The following is a 17,606-nucleotide window of genomic DNA, read 5'->3' as shown; positions in this document are numbered from 1 at the left end:
TCTCAGCCGGGAGGGCTCAAATCCAATGCCGAGGGGGGTGAAGATGGCTGACGCGGCGACCGGTGATCGCCGCTACGGGGAAGACGGCCCGATCTGGATGAAGAGCCGCTGGCCGGCCCCGGCTGGCAGGTTCGCCGCGGGAATGAGGATGGAGGTCTCGGTGGCGGGCCAGTCGGCGGCTTTGAAGATCCCGACATCCGTCCAGCTGCCAAGATCGCCCGACACGCGGACTTGATAGTCGCGGCCGGGGACGGTCTGGATGAGGGCGGAAGCGCCAGCGGGCGCGGGAGCGAGATTGAGCGTTTTCATCACGCTGGTCCGGTCGGTGGGACTGGTGCCGGCCTGGTATTCCGCGAGGTCGCTTGTCCCGTCGCCGTCGCTGTCGCGAGTGGCTGAGAGCGGGTTGAGGCCCGGAGCGAAGGCGAGTTCCCATGAGTCCTTGAGGCCGTCTCCGTCCTCGTCCTCCTTGCCACCGAAGCCGAGGGTGATGGCAAACAGGTAGTCGCGCTGGAAGACGCTCCCCAACGGATAGCGGAAGGGCACCACCGGCGGCTGGCCGAGTTCGAGGATGGCTCCCCGGTCCTCGGTGTCGTAGCGGTAGAAAATGGAATCTCCTCCATCGATGAAACTAACCGCCCCGGCCTGGGTCCCGGGGCTGCCGTCGGGCAAATTGTCCACGAAGCCCGGCGCGATCGTTTCGCCGGGAGCAATGACGATGGTGGCGGGCGCGCCGGAGAACGGCACGTCATTGTTTCCAACAGAGTAAACCGGCCGGGCGTCGCCGATGGCCAGCACGGTGAAGTCGCCGGGACCGTTGATCCGCACCACGAAGGGGGTCACTGGATCGGTGACTTGCGAGGCGTGGAAGCGGAAACGGTCGACGCTGACCGTGAGATTTCCGGCGGTTCGATTGGTGAACGACTCGGTTTGATTGACCACGAAATTCGAGTTGGCTCCATCGACGAGTCGGTAGCCCGGCAGGTCGAGACTGTTGCCCAACTGGAGCGAGGAGAGGTTGTAAGTGACGGCGAATTGATAGCCGCGGGCCTGGTCGGCGATGAGGTTGGTTCCCGGGACCGGGGCGCTGCCGAGGGTGAGCGAGCCGGCATCGCCGTCCAAGGGGCCGCCGCCATGCCAGACGGAGGCGCCGCCGTCAGTCCAGGAGATAACTTCCGCGCCCGCGCCGCCTGTGCCGTTAGGATTGGAGTCGAGGAAGCCGGGGGCGATCGATTCGCCCGGTTGCAGGGTGATGCTGAGCGGGGCGTCGCTGAAGGCGAGGTCGTTCGCGCCGGAGGAATAGCCGCTGCGGGTGCTGCCGATGACGAGGACGGTGAAGTCGTCCGGGGCGTTCACCCGCACGATGAAGGGCGTGAGCGGATCGCCGACGAGCTGCGCGTGGAAGGAAAAGCGGTCGAGCCGCAGGGTGACGGGACTGGATCCGGTATTGGTGTAAGTGGCGTTTTTCTGGATGACCATGTTGGATTTCCAAACGTCGCCGCCGGTGGCTTCCCCGGGTGCGCCGGTGATGCCGAGGGCACCGCCGCCGAAGAAGCTCTGCGACTTGGTGCACGAGTCGGCGTTCATCGAGAGAATCCAGTTAGCCACCCGCGCGACGGCGGCGTGATCGACCGGACCGCGGGCGATCGGCGGCATCACGATGGGCGAGTTGTGCGCGCTGATGCGCTGGAAGAGCACGGAGTTGTCCAGGCTGCCGGGCTTGATCACCGCGGGCGCGGGCAGGCCGAGGCCGTCGATCAAGGGGCCGCAGACGAGCGACTGGTTGGTGAGCGGCGTGGTGAACCGGGCGTCGAAGAACGCGCGGGAACTGCCTTCCGGCTGGTGGCAGTGCGAGCAGTTGCTGTCGAGGTAGGAGCGGACGTATTTCTCGTCTGATAGATTCGGGTCGCGGATGTCGCCGGAGGTCATCACGGTGGCGAGATCCGCAGCCTTGAGGTTTCTCGGGATGAAGCCGGCGGCGCTGAAGGATTCGATCTGGTTGGCGGTGACGCCGCCGGGATAGGCCATGCTGCGGTTCAACTGGCGGGTGCGGAATCCGAGGACAGGGCCGCTGCCCGGCAGGTGGCACTGCATGCACTGGTTGCGCGACGGATAGAGGTAGTCGAAGGTTTGTCCGTCGAGCGTGAGCGGCTCGACGAGGCCGTCCTCGACCAGGTCCGCCTCGGTGCCGCCGGCGCGCCATTTGTAGGTCACGCCGCCCCAGCCGTCGTTGCCGTGGACGAAGAGGCGTGTCTCAAGGGGCGCGTCATTGTCCGGGCGGGCGAAGTGCTTGACGAAGACGGTGCCCACCGGGAACTGCCAGGCTTGATTGTCGCTGTAGGTGATTTGCTCCGCAGGCGAGTTCGGGACTCCGTCGTTGGGAATCATCACCCAGCGTTTTTTCGATAGTCCGGAGGACCAGAGCGGCATGTTGACGTCATACGGAACCATCCCTTGCGCGGGCGTGAGCGTGGCGAGGTCGGAGAAAACCCCGGTTTGGGAGAGCAGCGGCGGATATTCCCAAGTCTGGCCGCTGATGGTGCCGGCGCGCTTGATGCGGGAGATTTTGCCGCCGCCCGCGGTGCCCGCGCCCATTTGCAGGAGGAGCAGCTCGTTGCTCGAATCGACGCCGAAAGAACTGATGCCGTTCCAGATCGTACCCGCGCGGCCTTGGCCGATCTGCGTCACGGAGAGCGTGGCGTTAGTATCTGGATCGTATTCCAGCGCGTAGTAGAGCTGGGTGCTGTTATCGCCGAAAATGTATTTCCCGGCGAGTTCGGGAATCGCCGTGCCGCGGTAAACGTAGCCGCCGATGATGCAATTTCCCTGGGCGTGGTCGAATTGATAGACCGGCCCGCGCTCGGTGCCGATCAGGGGGGCGGGTTTGACGCGGACACCGTCGGCGGTGCCCTCCTTGTAGTTCCACTGGAAATTGAGGCCCGGCTGGTCCATCACGTCCACTTCCTCCCAGTTCGCCGCGCCCACGTCGCCGATCCAGAAGCGGTTGCCGACCGGATCATAGGTCATCCGGTGCGGCTCGCGCAGGCCGATGGCGTAGTATTCCTCAAGGGCTCCAGCGACACCGACCCAGGGATTGTCATTCGGGATGTAGTAGCCCTGGGTGAAAGAATGGTTAGCGCCACCGAGGGCGGGTTCCGCTGGCTGGTTGGCGATCGGATGACTGACCGCGCCTCCTTGCATGTCCACGTCCATGCGCCAGACGCCGGAGCGCGCGCGGTCGTCGATTTTCTGGGTGTGAGGGTTGGAATCCGCGCTTTCCGTGCCCTCGTCGCCGAGGCTCAGATAGAGGAAACCGTCGCCGCCGAAGACCAGTCCGCCGCCATCATGGCCTTTGACGGTGTCGAACTGCTGGATCATGATCGACTCGCTGGCAGGGTTGAAAGCCGAGGTCTCGGGATCCCAGGTGAAGCGCGAGAGGCGGGCGTAATAGGGATTGTTCGAGTCAATGACCGCATCCGGATTATCCGTGGAATGATGGAGGTAGTAAACGTAGAGGAAATCCTTGCCGGCGCTCTGCTGCCCGAATTGCGGATGGAAGGCGCAGCCGAGGATGCCGCCGTGTTTGTGGGTCGGAGCTCCCTGATCCCAGTTCATGTACCAGACGCGGTCACGGATATCGAGGGCGGTGGCGAGTTGCGCCGGAGTCGCGGCGTCGTTGTCCGGGAGGCGGAAGATCCGGCCGTCCATTTCAGCGACCATCATTTCGCTGCCAGATCCGGGCCATGGCAGGGCGGCGATCGGCGACTCCCAGCCAAGGTTAGGGAAGGCGGCGACGGTATCGACCTCGGTGGGAACGATGGACAGCGTGGGGAGTTTTCCGTTGGAAAAGGGCGCGACGGGCTTGCCACCACCGAAGCCGGCGACGCCCTCGGTGTAAGGGCGGAGCGAGACCGCGCTCGTGCTCGGGAAATCCGAGGGCACGGCGGTGCCGGGATCTTTTTGGGCGCACCATTTCAGGGCGCGGACCAGCGTTTCCTGAAACGCGGCGCAGCGCATCCCTTCGGGTTCCTCTTGGTCCTCCCAGATGTGGCCGTAGGTCGAGGCGTAAACGCGGCCGGTGCCGTAAGCCACCGTCCACTCGACCGGATGCTGGAGCGCGGGCTGGCCTTCCGGTGGATCGGGGTCGGGATCAGGGTCGGTGGCGTACGACAGGATCGTCACTTTTCCCGCTAGATCCGGAGCGATCCCACGGGGGAAACGCACGACCTCCAAATCGGCGGCGAACCACGAGTTCGGCAGGCCTGCGTGGATCGGATGGACGGCGGGCAGGCCGTGGCGTTTGACCAGCACGTTGGCGCGGGCGCCGTGACCGGTGAACGAGCCGGAGCCGGGAGGATGAACTAGCAGCGAGTCGTCAGCATTCACCGTGAAGGCGGTGCCGGTATCGGCGTCGTGCCAGGTGAGACCGACGATCTTCTGATATTCCTGCCAGTTGGTGAACGCTTGGTTCGCCTCATGGAAGGCGAGAAAACCGCCGCCCGTTTGGACGTAGGCCGCGAAGGCGGTTTGGACGGCGGGTGGCCAGGACGCGCCTCCGGTGGCGTTGCTGTAGCCGGAGAGGACGACATCGTAGTTGGAAAAATTGGGGTTCCACACCGCCCACTCCGGGCTGGCGACATCCTGCGGCACGAGGGCGACGTCCATTTGGAACGAGCCGTCGCGGGAGAGAACGGACCGGAGATTCTCGATCCGGCGCTGCCAGTCGTGATTGCTGGCACCCTCAATGACGAGGACCTTAGTCAAGGCCGCGCCGCCAACTTCTGATAGAAAGAGGACGGCGCAAATCAACAAACCGATACGCTTGGGAAGATTCATAAATCAGGGGGATTGCAGGAACAGCATCTGCCGTGCCGGGGCGGTCAGGAGTGGAGGCAACCCCAACACCATTTCACGGCGGATCCTACATTTTCACGATCGTGACGCAAGATGTTCCGCGCTACGCGATCGCGTGAGGGCCAGACTTCAGGGGCTCGTCAGCGCGTGCCGCCAGAAAAGCCGGCGTTCGCCCGCCTGGAATCGATAGATCCGCTCGCCGTCGATCCCCGGCGCGCTGCTGTCGGACTCCAGGGTGGCTCCGGCAAACGCCCAATCCGAAAGATCGCGGCAGCACTCCAGCCGCAGCAGGAACCCTTGCGCCAAAGCCTCGCCGGACACGGGCACCCGCAGGCTCCGGACCCGGCCTTCCACAACCATCCGGGGGCCGTCACTCCTGACCGTGGGGTCGAGGCGGAGGGCGAACTCCATTCCATTGGAGAACGAGTCGCCGTCGTCATTTGCCGACTGCGAGGCAGCCACTCCGAATTTCGCGGCCCACTTGCCGAAGAGGTCCCCGCCTTTCGAAATCCGGAAGTCGTCGTAGATGATGTTCCCGCCTTGATCCAAGGTGGTCGAGCGCACCTCGACCGTCAGCCTGCCGTCCTGTCCCGCGATCACCGGGATACTCATCAAGCTGTAGCCTTGATCCCATGTCTGGTTGATCGTCCTCACCAGCGAGGCGACGACCTGCCCGTTAGCGAGGAAATCCCCGGTCATGTCGCCGGTGCCCCAGTAAATGTGACGGGCATGCCAAAAAGAAACCTTGTAGGCAGCGCCCGGAGAAAGCCCCGTGATCGTCTGGGCGATTCCCCCGGGACCGTGACCACCGGTATCCAAAGCGTTCGCTCCTTGCGGCGGTTTCGCGGAGCTGAACTTGATGACATCGATGTTCTCGCGGGTGACCAGCCAGCCCGGCAGGGAAAATCCGCAGAGGTGCTCATTGCCAACGGGGCCGCTGTTGTTCGGATCGTTTGTAGGACTGCCGATCGCGGTCTCGAAGCCGCCATTCACCAAGGCCCGCCCGCCGCGCGCATCCGTCATGACCTGAAGATTCGCCCAAGCCGTTTCCGGCGGCAGCGGCAATCCGCCGGCCTCGATTCTAACCGCATCGATCCGCAGCCCGTTAGTCCCGGTTTCCAGCGACTCGATTCGCAAGACCGCGGTGGCGGCCGCCGCGATGAACTCGAATCCATTGCAACTCAGGTATTCGATCGTCTGCCCGTTGTGGATCTCGCCGATGGTCACACCATCGATTTTCACCCGCGCATGGCCGAGCAAATAGTCCGCGCCCGTCCAAATGTAGGCGAGCCGGACCGAGTGACGCTGCCCGGCCACCAGCCCGCTGAAGGTCTGGGAGATAAATCCGTTTTTCAAATTCAGTCGCTTGTCGCCCTCGAAAGCACCTCCGGTTTCCACCGCGACATTGGAATACGTCCAGCCCGTGAGGCCGTTCTCAAAGCCGGTATTCGTTCCGACCGGAGCCGCTAACAGCGAGGCGGGGAACAGAAAGGCGGGGAACAAAAAGACGGCAAGCCATCGTGCGTGAGCGTGAACGGACATCTCGGGGGGGACGGAAAACTAGGCCGGGCTCCCGCGACGTTCAAGCCCAAAATCGAGACTGTCCGGGTCCGCGGGGAAAACTAACGCAAGCCGGCGGCGATATTCTCCGCCAGGCGGGCAAGCAGGCGGGATTGGGCGGCGACCATCGCGGCGTAGCCGTCGGTGGCCAGCGGCTCGCGGTCCACGAAGGTGCGGGAGGCTTTGAGCTTCCGGTCCGGCAGGGAATAGGCGCGCCAACCCGCCTCGATGACCGCGTAGCCGTCCGCCTCGCTGTGGAGCTGGCGGACGTCGAGAGTGACCTGATAGTCGATCTCCTCGTCGCGCGGCCATGGATAGGTGCGGACGTTGCCGGTTTTCATTTCGCGGCCGAGGTTGGCGGCGGTGACGCGGGCGATGGAGGCGGAAAGATCGCCGGCCCAGCGGTTGTCCTCGGAGACGGCGAGCTGGTTCGGCCCTTGCTGGACCACCAGGTTCGGGCGGTCGATGTATTCCGCGAGGGTGATCGGCCCGACGCCGATGCCGAGGTCGCCGCCCGAGGGCGCGGGGCCGCTGGCGGTGAGAACGTAGAAATTCTTGTTGGACTGGGCGCAACCGGCGAGCAGCAGCACGGCAAGGAGAATGAAAAAACGATTCATGGTGGGAAAATGATTTAGCGGCCGGCTTTCGGGGCTTTGGGGATGGGATTGCCCGAGCCATCCTTGCCGAAGATCAGCGAGTTAGGCTTTTCCTCAAGGGTGTTGGTCATGGACTTCATGGACCTCAAGGCCGCGCGGAGTTCATCCAGAGTGCGGAGCAAATCGCCTTGGATCGCGCCGTCCGGGCCGACGCTGGAAACGGACTTTTCAAGCGCGCCCAGCGTGTTTTTCAAGTCCGCGGGAAGGCTGGCGAACTCCTCGGAATCGAGCATCTTGCGGGCGGAGGCGATGGTGGCGGTCGCCTCCTCGGCCAATGTGTCGATTTTCTTCATGGTTCCCTCAAGTGGTAGAGCCTGAACCTTGTCGAGGATGGCAGTGAGCTTGGCTTCCAACTGGGCAAGACCCGAGGAAACCGTGGGAATCGACGAGTAATCGCCCACTTTCGTCAGCTCGGCGGGCAGCGAATCCTTGTGGTAGTCGAGATCCACGTAAAGCGCGCCGGTGAGCAGGCTGCCGGTTTTCAAGGAGGCGCGCAGGCCTCGGGCGACGGCGTCCTGGAGGAACTCGCCATCGGGCTTGTTGATTTTCTCGGCCGCCTCGCGCCGCAACAGGGAGGGATCGATTTCCACCAGCACCGGAATCCGCGAATCCTCGGCGGACTTGAGATAATCGAAGGAAATGTCCGCGACGCGCCCGATGGGGATGCCGCGGAATTCCACGGGAGCGGCCTTGACCAGCCCGCGGACGGATTGGTCGAAGAGCAGGACGAATTTCATGGTGGGATTGAAGGTGGATTTGTCCGCCGCGTCTTCGTCGGAGAACAGGGTGAACGTCGCACCATCCGCCGCAGGAGACCCCGCCACCACGCCCTCGGGCACGCCGAAGGTCGCGCCGCCGGAGACCATCGCTTGGAACGACGGGGTCCGGACTTTGAAACCATCCGCCCCGGCGCTGATGTCGATGCCGCTGGTGTTCCAGAAACGGGTGTTTTCTTTCACCAGGGAGCTGTATTCCGCGCTGACGAAGGCATCGTAGGTGACTCGCTGGCCTTCGAGATCGAGCTTGCGGCTTTCAATCCGCCCGACTTCAAAGCCGCGGTAATAAATCGGGGATCCCGCGGTGAGCGAGCCCGCCTGCTCGGCGGTGAGGACGAGGCGACGGCCGGGGATGTCGCGATTGGTCGGCAGCGGCGTCTCCAAGCCTTCGAAGTGATGGACCACTTCGCCATCCGCCGGGCCGGGGTCGAGCTCGATGTAGGCGCCGGTGATCAGGGTCCCGAGGCCCGAGATATCGGTGGTGGAAACCCGCGGCCGCACGACCCAGAAATTCGCCCCGTCTCGCAACAGGCGCCCGGAATCCGGATTGAGTTCAAGTCGCACGACGACCGATTTCAAATCCTCCGCCAGAGTGACCTCCTTGACGAATCCCACCCGGACCGAGCGGCAGCGAACCTCCGTTTTCTCCGCCCCGATTCCGTCCGCGGTGTCGAAGCGGACGTATGCGACCGGGCCCTGCGCGCTGACGCTGCGGTAAATCATCCAGCCGCCGATCACGAGCGCCAGAATGGGAACCACCCAGACGATGTTCCAGCGTTGCGCCGCCCGCAATTCCGGTGTGGCGGCGGGAGATGATGTCGTTTCCGTTTCGCTCAAGTGTCTGTTTTTTTAAAAGTTGAAGAATCGAGTTCGAGCATTTCAAGCTGGTCCCACAAGAGTCGGGGATCGAAGCTCATCGCTGCGACCATCGTAAGCACGACCACCCCGCCGAATGCAAGCGCGCCGGGGCCGGGCGTGACGGTCATGTAATTGCCGAGCTGCACCAGCGCCACCAAAATCCCCACCACGAAGATGTCCACCATCGACCAGCGGCCAAGCAGCTCGGTGAACCAGTACATTTTCCCAAGCATCGCGGGCGACGGGTGCAGCTTGCCCGTCGCCGCCAGGCAAAGCCAGCTGATGGCGATGATTTTGAGCAGCGGAATCACGATGGATGCGGTCAAAATAACCAGCGCGATCGGGTAAGCCCCGCCTTTCCAAAAGTAAATGATCCCTCCGACGATCGTGTTGCTGGTCACCTCGCCCAGCTCGACCATCGTCATCATCGGCAGGAAATTCGCCGGAACATAGAGCGCCGCGGCGGCCAGCATGAAGGCCATCGTCCGCCGGATGCTGTCCGGTTTCCGCAGGTGCAAAGGCGACCCGCAGCGGGGGCAGCGGCCGAGGCCGACCGGAGAGACTTTCCCGCACGTGTGGCACCCCGCCAATCCCCGCGCCGCTGCTCGTGGCAATGAACCGCTCATCGTTTGGCCACCTCCAAGCGATCCCAAAGTTCATCCCGGTCGATGCCGGCGATGGCCGCCGCCATGCACAGCATCACCGCGCCGAAGGCCCAGAAGCCCGGGCCGAAATGGACGTCCGCCAGCTTGTTGAGCTTCAGCAGGCTGACCAGCACGCCCAATAGGAACACTTCGATCATGTTCCATGGCTCGGCCCTGTTCAGCCACTTGGCGACGTGGACCGCCCCCGGCGCGATCCTTCCGAACATGAGCGGCGCGCAAACATAAATCAGCCCTCCCGCCAGCGACAAGGGAGTGACGATGGTGAAAAGCGCCAGCGCCACGCCCAGCAAGGGGCTGCCCTCCGCGATCAGCGCCCTCGCCCCGGATGCCAGGTTCAAAGTCGTCCGGATGCCCGCCGCATCCATCGTGAGAAACGGAAACCAGTTCACCACGAACATCAAAACCAGCGCGGCGATGGAAAACGCGGTCACCCGCGCCAGCGAGGCCGGGCGGTTTTGATAGAGAACCGCCCGGCAACAGCGGCAACGGGCGGCCACCCCCTCCGCCAGCGGCGCGGCCTCGTGCAGCGTGTCGCAAAAATGACACACCGAATAATGCGGCCCGCCCGGCGGCTGCGGCCAGGGATGCATGGCCCGCTTGGTTCTGGAAAACGATCGTCTCATCTTATCGAAGGGCCACCACCCGCTGGGCGAGTTCGCCCAAACCCTCCACACCACATTCCACAAAATCCCCCGCTTGCAAGTATTTCGGCGGGCTCATCCCCATCGCCACCCCGCTCGGAGTGCCGGTCGCGACCACGTCGCCGGGCAGCAAGGTCATGAACCGGCTGACGTAACTGATCAACTGCCGGACTGAAAACGACATGTCCCCGGTCCAGCTGTTCTGCCGCAGTTCCCCGTTCACCTTGCACCACAAGCGCAATTTCTGGGGATCCCCGATCTCGTCCGCGGTCACCAGCCACGGCCCCATCGGCGCGAAGCTGTCCGCACTCTTTCCCTTGGTCCACTGCCCGCCCATTTCCTTCTGGAAGGCCCGCTCCGAAAAATCGCAAAACGTCGAGTAACCCGCAATGTAATCCATCGCCTCCCGCTCATCAACATACGACGCCGTCCGCCCGATCACCACCGCGAGCTCCACCTCGTAATCGAGCTTCGTCGAGCCACGCGGGATGATCACATCGTCGGTCGGCCCGCTCCACGCGCTCGTCGCTTTCATGAAAATCGTCGGCTCCGTCGGAATCCCTTCCCCCAGCTCCTTGGCATGCTCGAGGTAGTTTTTCCCGATGCAAACCAATTTCGAAGGCCGCTCCACCGCCGGGCCCAGCCTCACTGAAGGATCCACCTCGGCCCCGCCCGGACAGCCGTCCGCCACCCACTCCGCAAGCGACTCGATCCCGCCCATCGCGAAAAACCCCTCGTCGTAGTCGTTGAATTCGCCGCTCGCGTCGATCAAGCGCCCGTCCGGCAAGAGAATTCCCGGCTCCTCACGCCCCTCGTCACCGAACCGGATCAATTTCATGCGCGCGATGTAGCAAATGGGCCGGGATTGAGGAAACCGAATCTTCGGGAAGTCCTGCAAGGGGCAGAAAACGGGCAAAAAAATAAGCGACCCGACTGATCATCACTCCTAGGAAAAACCCATTAACCCGGGAGGCATCTCAGTCGGACCGCCTTGTCTTGCGACATGGAGAAACTTGCATCTTCCCGCCCGACTTGCAAGAAATAAGTTCTAAAAAATAAAAATTCCCGCGCAGCCCCCGCAAAATCAGCCTTCCGCCGGATCGTTCCAAGTCTTAAAACCGGATCCGGAGCCCGCACCAGCACGTCAAGTCGCCGAATCCGATTGAATATTCCGCACGCCCACCGGGTCTCTCAAACTGCGGGGCGGGTAAATTCCCTTGAAATACCCCGCGTCTCGTTTACCAGTGTCTCCACCGTCAACATCCATGAAATCAATCGTTCTATCCCTCGCCAGCGCCATCACGGCGATCGCCCTTTCCAACTGCGCCGCACCCGCCGGCCCTAACACGCAACGCGGTGCCGCCACCGGAGCCTTGGGCGGCGCGCTTCTCGGCGGAGTCATCGGCCACCAATCCGGCCGCGCCCTCGAAGGCGCCGCGCTCGGAGCCGCCGGTGGAGCGGTCGTCGGCGGCACCTACGGCAATGCCCGCGACCAGGAACAATACGGTCGCTACTGAAATCCGCTTCTTTCTCGAGACGGGACGTCCGATTTCCGAACGTCCCGTTTTTTTTGGATGAAAATCCACCCCCGCGTTTCTTAGACTCACTTGCCCATGCACCGCATCACCCATTTTCTCCTCATCCTCGTCTTCAGCGTGTCCGCCGCATCGGGCCAAACGGAAACCCTCTCTTCAGTCGCCAATCTGCTATCCGAGGAGAAGGCCATCGCTCCCGGCAAGCCATTCACCCTCGCTCTCAAGCTCGACCATCCGGCGAACTGGCACAGTTACTATCAGAACAGCGGCGGCGTCGAGCAGTCCCCCGCCATCAAGTGGACCCTGCCGCCAGGCTTCACCGCCGGCCCGATCCAGTGGCCGGTCCCCGAGGTCAAGGACGGCTACTTCGGGAAAAGCTTCGTCTATCCGGGCAGCCCGGTGTTCCTCGTCGAGATCACCGCTCCGGCCACCCTTGAAACCGGCAAAACCATCACCCTCACCGCCGACGCGTCCTGGCAGATCTGCGAGGAAAGCTGCCTCAACGAAGAAAAATCCTTCACGCTCAACCTCCCGGTGGCGGCCGCTTCGGAAAAGGATCCGGCGAACGCCGGACTGTTCGAAAAAGCCCGCGCCAGCCAACCCGCGAAACTCACCAACGCGAAAATCTCCGCACGGCCGGACGGAAGCGACATCCTGCTCCGCGTGGAACCCGGTGAAGCCATCGAAGGCGAACCCACGGATTTCATTCCGGACCAACCCTTCGTCAAATCCGGCGGCTCCGGCGGCTCGATCCAGCGCGACGGCAAGGCCTGGTTGATCCGCCTGCCCCGGGCGGCCAAGGACATGCTCGACAACGACATCCCGCAGGGGAATTCCCTCTCCGGCATTCTCATCGGCGCCCGCCCGGTCTTGATTCCAGAGACAACGATCGGAACTCCCTCCCCCGCTGCCATCAGCACGACTCCCCAGCCCTTGCCGTTTTTCACCTTTCTCAAGATCTTCGGCGGCATGTTTCTGGGCGGACTGATTCTGAATCTCATGCCCTGCGTGTTTCCCGTCATCGGCCTCAAGATCATGGGCTTCGTCCAACAGGCCGGGCATGACCGGAAAAAAATCGTGGTCCACGGCCTGGTCTTTGCCGCGGGCGTGCTGCTCTCCTTCTGGGTGCTTTCCCTCGCGCTCTTTCTGGGAGGGATCACCAGCTGGGGCAACCAACTTCAGGACCCGCGTGTCACCCTGGGAACGATCCTCATCATGCTGCTCCTGGGCATGAACCTGTTCGGCGTCTTTGAAATCGGCACTTCCGTCACGGGAATCGGCGGGAACCTGGTCCAAAAACAAGGCATCGCCGGCACCTTCTTCTCGGGCGTGCTCGCCACGCTCATCGCCACTCCCTGCTCCGGCCCGTTTCTGGCAGTCGCCATCGGGGTCGCCGTGGCACTGCCCGCACTGCCGTTTTTCACCGCGTTCACCTTCATGGCCATCGGCCTGGCGTTGCCGTATCTCGTGCTCTCGGTGTTTCCCGCCCTGGTCGAAAAACTGCCGCGTCCGGGACCGTGGATGGAGTCGTTCAAACAGGGAATGTCGTTTCTCCTGTTCGCCACCGCGGCCATTTTCCTCTGGGTTTACAGCGCCCAGGTGTTCGACCTCGACGAGGGGCAAAAGGGCCTTTGGGTCATGCTCGGACTCAGTGCGGTGGCCACCGCCGCATGGATCTACGGCCGTTGGAACCAGCCGGTTAGAAGCTCTTCCGCCCGCCTGACCGCCAAGGTCCTGGCCGCGCTTCTCTGCACCGGAGGAATCCTCCTCGCGTGGCCGTGGCCTGCCGGGCAGCCGGAAACCGGTGCCGTGGAAACCAAGACCGCCGCCGAATGGGGGACCTGGTCCCAGACGGAAGAGGACCGCCTGCTTGCCGAAGGCCGCCCGGTTTTTGTCGATTACACCGCCAAGTGGTGCCTGACCTGCCAGCTCAACAAGAGCCGCGCCTACACCCGCCCGGTGATTGATTTGATCGAGAAAAAAGGGATCGTCCTCCTCAGGGCCGACAAGACCAATCCGAGCCCCGCCATCGATGCCAAGCTCAAGCAAATGGGGCGCAGCGCGATCCCCGTCAACGTCCTGCTCGTCCCCGGCAAGGAACCGCACATCACACCCGCCCTGCTGACCCCGGACTACCTGACAGAACTCTTCACCAGGGAACTCCCGGCGAGCGGGCAAAGCCGCTGACCTTCCCTCCGCCGCCTTTCTATTAGGAGGGGCGGGATGTCAGCCCAACAAAATCGTCAGCCGGTCTCCCGCATCGGTCAGTCGCCGTTCAAGTTCATCCATGCCAACCCGGACAGCTCCGGGGCGGTAAGGATTGGCTTCGCGACTGAACTCGATGGACGTGCCGTTGAGGTCGATGGCAACCGGTCCGCGCCCGTTCTGTCCGGTGCGGTAAACCACTTCGAGCGGGTGACCTGCCAGATCCAGGCGCGCCGTCAGCCCGTCCAGTTCCGGAGCGATGACCGGATCCACGACCAGCGCGGATTTCTCCAGACGCAGCCCGAGGAAACACTGCATGATCAGGCGCACACCGATGCCCGCACCGCTGGAATAGACGCGCCAGCCGCCCTCCAGCGCGATCTCGCCGCGGTTCACCTTGTCATAGTCGCTGAAGGCCTCGTAGCGGTCGGCGAAGGCGGCGTCGGAGCTCGAATAATAACAGTTCGCCTGGCGCGGCGCGGCGGAGGGAACCAGTTCGCGGATGGCGATCGGGTTGAGCTGGCAGAGGGCGCGGAAGAAGCCATCCGCATCGCCGAAGCGGGCGAGCGCCTCGCAGTAGCGGAGATGGGCGTGCATGTACATGATGCCGATTTCCCGCCCGAAGTAGCTGGCGCTTTCCGCCCGCTGGAAATAAGTCTGCAGGCCGCCGTGATAGGCCATCGGGCGGTCGAACAGACGCGCGCCGTCCGGACCTAGCAGGTGCTTTTGGATGATGCCGAGGTGGGCCGCCGCCTGCTCCGGGCTGAACATGTCGTTGATGATGGCGTGGATCATCGGCAGCAGGCTGTAGGACAAACCGGTCGTGCCGTCACGGGGGTGGAGCAAGTGGTCGGTTTTTCCGCCCTCATGGAAATAGGCGAGGCCGGCGAGGACGTCGTCCACGATGAGCACGCGCTGGAATTCTTCGAGGATCCTGGCGGCCATCGCCTCGAACTCCTCGGCGCGGCCCGCGTTTCCAAGGTGCCGGAAAGCGGCGGCCAGGGCGGTGTAGGTCTGATAGTTGAGCGTCACCGTCCAGGAACTGCAAAGCCGCTCGCGCATGTCCGGCTTGGCGGGCTGGAGCGAGTCGTTCCAATCGCCGTGGCCGTAGGCGGCGAGCGAGGTGCCTTCGATCACCCGCCGCCCGATCAGGTCCAGCGCGCGTTCGACGTGCTGCCAGACGGTGGCTGTTTCCGCGGCGGCGTCCCCGTCCGGATGGAAATACGGGAGGGACTCGTCGAGCACGGAGGAGTCCCCGGTGGCCGATAGATACTGGGCGAGGGCGAGCAGCGGCCAATAGACGATGTCACCGTGCGAGTCTTCCGGCCGGATGTTGCGCTCGCGGTCGAAGAACATGAACCATTGAGGCCAATCGCCGTCGGCGTTCTGCTGGCGAAAAACCCGGCATAACAGATCCCGTATTGGCTCGTAACGGCCGAGCGCGAGCAGCAGCTCGACCGGTCCCTGGCAAACATCGCGGGTGCCCCAGCCGCCGCCGGAGTATTGTTCCAGGCCGCGCGGGGAAAGGTAATGAACGAGCGCGTTGTGGATGAACCATGGGAAAATCTCACCGGCACGCTCCGCCGCCGCCGCCAACGGGCTTGCCTCGGGCGCGGTGATCTTCAAACCGGAGGCGATCGATTCCCAGAAGTGTCCGGTCTGTCCGGCCGCCTCATCAACGAGTCGGCCGCGCATGACCAGTCCGGCGCGGGTGCTTCGCGCGATGATGAAGCAGAGGAACGGCTGGTGGCGCGAATCCCCGTCCGCGAAGAGCAATTCGTCGCCGCCGATGCTCTCGACATCCGTGCCCTCGGCCGGTCCGACGAGGAATCCGCCGTCCGGGAAACGCCGGCCCACGTCGCTGTCCGGGATGGCACGGACGAACGCCGTGTCGTCATCCAACTCATAGCTGACAGGCACGGAGGAACTGCCGTCATCGCCATTGATGGCGACGTGGTGAGAGATCAGAAACCTGGCAGGTTCACCCTTCAGGACCGTCAACGCCAAGGAAAGCTCGTGCCTGTCATCGGGAGCGGTGGAAACCACCTCGATCACCCCCCCCTCGTGTTTATAGATCCAGCGGCAGGAATCCGGGCTCATTTCGAACGCCGACGGCATGACTAACAAAACCCACGCGCCATCGACGTCCACAAACACCCGCTGGCCGTGGCTGCGGAACAGTCCGAGATAGCCGTGGCAAGTGGATAGAAAGCGGTTGATGCTCACGTGGCCCTGGGTGACCATCGAGTGGAACACGCCGTTCATCCACGCGGTGGAGGTCAGGGCGGCTTCGTCGGGTGTCAGCGATCCGCCGGAACGCAGGAGATGGCCGTGGGGGCGTAGCACCTTGAGCTCCTTCCGCCGAAGCACCACATGGCTCTGGCGGCCGGTGAAAAACGACTCCGGTTGACCATCCTCGCGTTCCGCGTGGAGCTGGGTCCCACCGAAGAAATCCCGGATTTCCGCCTCATCAAGATCCACCGATTCCAACAACCCGGCGGCGGTGAAAAGGCTTGGAGCGAGGCGTTCCCCGGTGGTTTCCTCCGGCCACGGCGGGCAGACCGCTTCCGGCAGGGCCAGCGCGGCATCGATCCAACAGCCGTCCTCCGCGGAGGTGGCGGCCGGTTTGTCCGCCTCGAACCAGCTGAAAAATCCGCGTTGCGATTTCGCGCCCGGTTCGAGCACGACCGGCTCGTCCTGGATGGCGACCAGCGAGTGCTCATGCTGCAGCCGCTTTCCCGGAAGGCCGTTCGTTAGGGCAACGGGCTTGCCGCCCGCACGGGTGGAAAGACCATGGAACTGAAGCGCGTCCGTGGCGTAGGCGACGGCTTTTCCGAGCGATCCGATCACCGTCCACGGGCAGCGCCCGCCCATCGACTGGTTCTGCCGCGAGGCGACGGCCACGCCCTTCACAGCATGCTCGAGCGGCGCGTGGTCCACGTATTGGCACACGTAGAATTCATTGAGCCGCACCGCGCCGTAGTGGGCGATGCCGATGTCCTGGGTGTGGATCAGGTCGCAGGTGACGGGTTCATCGCCGGTGTTTTCGAGCTCCACGTGCCAGAACCACGCCTTGGCCGACTCCGCCAGCACCAGCCGCAGGCGGAAAGCCAGACCGCCCCAGGCGCCGCAGGCAACCATGCCGCTGCCGCATGCCTGATAGGAAGCCGGGCTGCCCGGACCTAGCAGCGGAATCGACTCCACCGTCTGTCCGAGACGGCGCAGATAGATGTTGGCCGGGCCGCCCTCGGCTTCGTTGCCGAGAAACACATTCAGCATGACGTCTCCGCAGTCCATCCGCCGGATGGAGCCGTTGGCATTCAGTTCGACGCTCATCCCGGACGGGCTGGCGGCACGGAAAGGGAAAACGACAGGCGGCGTGTTATGGAGTTTCATGGTCGAAGAGTGGGATGTTTCGGAAATATCTCTACTCCCCAAGCCGATGGTATTGGCGGGCCGGCATCAAGGCTTTTCCATCGGGATGGCGGGCTGGGACTGGTAGAAGACGAGCTGGATCAGGCGCAACCACCACGGTATCTTCCCCGGGATTTCCGGCTGTGGATTATGATTTCCATTGTGGCCTCGGAAGACGGCACCGCCGGTGCCGTCCACATCCCGGCCCCACACCGTGGATTCCATTTCGGTGATCTTCTTTCAAAGGGAAACCAGGTTTCCCTCGTCCGCCCAACGCACACGCCAACGACCCATTGTTGAAAGAAAGAATTCAACCATGAATAGAAAACACACAATCCCATTGCTTGCCATTGCCGCAGGCATCTTCGCCCTCACCCTCGCCAGCGGTAAGGACACGCCTGCTCGGATGGAACTCAGGAAAAAACTAACTCCCATTCATTACGAA

General features: G+C 63.3%; 11 protein-coding genes. 2 read left to right on the top strand and 9 right to left on the bottom strand.

Features of this window, described 5'->3' with window-relative positions:
* Nucleotides 1-72: 72 nt before the first annotated feature.
* The 7 genes from AC4DF4_RS00345 to AC4DF4_RS00315 all read right to left on the bottom strand — a co-directional run bounded on the left by AC4DF4_RS00345 (nucleotide 73) and on the right by AC4DF4_RS00315 (nucleotide 10,845).
* Nucleotides 73-4,833 carry a ThuA domain-containing protein gene (locus AC4DF4_RS00345; RefSeq protein WP_490046113.1) on the bottom strand — a complete coding sequence of 1,587 codons (4,761 nt, stop codon included), beginning with the start codon at nucleotides 4,831-4,833 and terminating at the stop codon, nucleotides 73-75.
* Nucleotides 4,834-4,980: 147 nt separating this feature from the next.
* Complete coding sequence (locus AC4DF4_RS00340; RefSeq protein ID WP_490046112.1) at nucleotides 4,981-6,393, bottom strand: carbohydrate binding domain-containing protein; 1,413 nt, start codon at nucleotides 6,391-6,393, stop codon at nucleotides 4,981-4,983.
* Between the two features lie 80 nt (nucleotides 6,394-6,473).
* Entirely contained in the window at nucleotides 6,474-7,028 is a 555-nt protein-coding gene (locus AC4DF4_RS00335) for a PqiC family protein (RefSeq protein ID WP_490046111.1), read from the bottom strand.
* A gap of 14 nt (nucleotides 7,029-7,042) precedes the next feature.
* Nucleotides 7,043-8,680 carry an intermembrane transport protein PqiB gene (gene pqiB / locus AC4DF4_RS00330; RefSeq protein WP_490046110.1) on the bottom strand — a complete coding sequence of 546 codons (1,638 nt, stop codon included), beginning with the start codon at nucleotides 8,678-8,680 and terminating at the stop codon, nucleotides 7,043-7,045.
* A complete protein-coding gene (locus AC4DF4_RS00325; protein WP_490046109.1) occupies nucleotides 8,677-9,183 on the bottom strand; it encodes a paraquat-inducible protein A in 507 nt (168 codons plus the stop codon). The genes pqiB and AC4DF4_RS00325 overlap by 4 nt, the downstream gene beginning before the upstream one ends.
* 140 nt (nucleotides 9,184-9,323) lie before the next feature.
* Nucleotides 9,324-9,956, bottom strand: a complete 633-nt coding sequence (locus AC4DF4_RS00320) for a paraquat-inducible protein A (RefSeq protein ID WP_490046108.1) — start codon at nucleotides 9,954-9,956, stop codon at nucleotides 9,324-9,326.
* 34 nt (nucleotides 9,957-9,990) lie between these two features.
* The gene (locus AC4DF4_RS00315) at nucleotides 9,991-10,845 is read right to left on the bottom strand and encodes a fumarylacetoacetate hydrolase family protein (protein ID WP_490046107.1); all 855 of its coding nucleotides are present in this window, start codon (nucleotides 10,843-10,845) and stop codon (nucleotides 9,991-9,993) included.
* Between the two features lie 427 nt (nucleotides 10,846-11,272).
* Here AC4DF4_RS00315 and AC4DF4_RS00310 point away from each other — a divergent pair, with 427 nt between their 5' ends.
* Both AC4DF4_RS00310 and AC4DF4_RS00305 read left to right on the top strand, forming a co-directional pair.
* Nucleotides 11,273-11,524 (top strand): YMGG-like glycine zipper-containing protein, encoded by a 252-nt coding sequence (locus tag AC4DF4_RS00310; RefSeq protein WP_490046106.1) that lies wholly within the window; start codon nucleotides 11,273-11,275, stop codon nucleotides 11,522-11,524.
* A gap of 96 nt (nucleotides 11,525-11,620) precedes the next feature.
* A complete protein-coding gene (locus tag AC4DF4_RS00305) occupies nucleotides 11,621-13,729 on the top strand; it encodes a protein-disulfide reductase DsbD family protein (RefSeq protein ID WP_490046105.1) in 2,109 nt (702 codons plus the stop codon).
* A 39-nt stretch (nucleotides 13,730-13,768) separates the two neighbouring features.
* Here AC4DF4_RS00305 and AC4DF4_RS00300 read toward each other — a convergent pair whose 3' ends face one another.
* Together AC4DF4_RS00300 and AC4DF4_RS00295 are read right to left on the bottom strand one after the other, a co-directional pair.
* Nucleotides 13,769-17,143, bottom strand: a complete 3,375-nt coding sequence (locus AC4DF4_RS00300) for a GH36-type glycosyl hydrolase domain-containing protein (RefSeq protein WP_490046104.1) — start codon at nucleotides 17,141-17,143, stop codon at nucleotides 13,769-13,771.
* A gap of 66 nt (nucleotides 17,144-17,209) precedes the next feature.
* A complete protein-coding gene (locus tag AC4DF4_RS00295) occupies nucleotides 17,210-17,386 on the bottom strand; it encodes a hypothetical protein (protein WP_490046103.1) in 177 nt (58 codons plus the stop codon).
* Between the last annotated feature and the right edge of the window lie 220 nt (nucleotides 17,387-17,606).

The sequence above is a fragment of the Luteolibacter sp. genome (assembly GCF_058122085.1).
The sequence above is the reverse complement of the archived record's forward strand: the minus strand, read 5'-3'. Positions and strand labels throughout refer to the sequence as shown.

Coding starts and splice junctions, on each gene's coding strand:
- AC4DF4_RS00345 (WP_490046113.1), bottom strand. CDS start 4,833: ATGAATCTTCCCAAGCGTATCGGTTTGTTGATTTGCGCCGTCCTCTTT.
- AC4DF4_RS00340 (WP_490046112.1), bottom strand. CDS start 6,393: ATGTCCGTTCACGCTCACGCACGATGGCTTGCCGTCTTTTTGTTCCCC.
- AC4DF4_RS00335 (WP_490046111.1), bottom strand. CDS start 7,028: ATGAATCGTTTTTTCATTCTCCTTGCCGTGCTGCTGCTCGCCGGTTGC.
- AC4DF4_RS00325 (WP_490046109.1), bottom strand. CDS start 9,183: ATGGCCTTCATGCTGGCCGCCGCGGCGCTCTATGTTCCGGCGAATTTC.
- AC4DF4_RS00320 (WP_490046108.1), bottom strand. CDS start 9,956: ATGCATCCCTGGCCGCAGCCGCCGGGCGGGCCGCATTATTCGGTGTGT.
- AC4DF4_RS00315 (WP_490046107.1), bottom strand. CDS start 10,845: ATGAAATTGATCCGGTTCGGTGACGAGGGGCGTGAGGAGCCGGGAATT.
- AC4DF4_RS00310 (WP_490046106.1), top strand. CDS start 11,273: ATGAAATCAATCGTTCTATCCCTCGCCAGCGCCATCACGGCGATCGCC.
- AC4DF4_RS00305 (WP_490046105.1), top strand. CDS start 11,621: ATGCACCGCATCACCCATTTTCTCCTCATCCTCGTCTTCAGCGTGTCC.
- AC4DF4_RS00300 (WP_490046104.1), bottom strand. CDS start 17,143: ATGAAACTCCATAACACGCCGCCTGTCGTTTTCCCTTTCCGTGCCGCC.
- AC4DF4_RS00295 (WP_490046103.1), bottom strand. CDS start 17,386: ATGGAATCCACGGTGTGGGGCCGGGATGTGGACGGCACCGGCGGTGCC.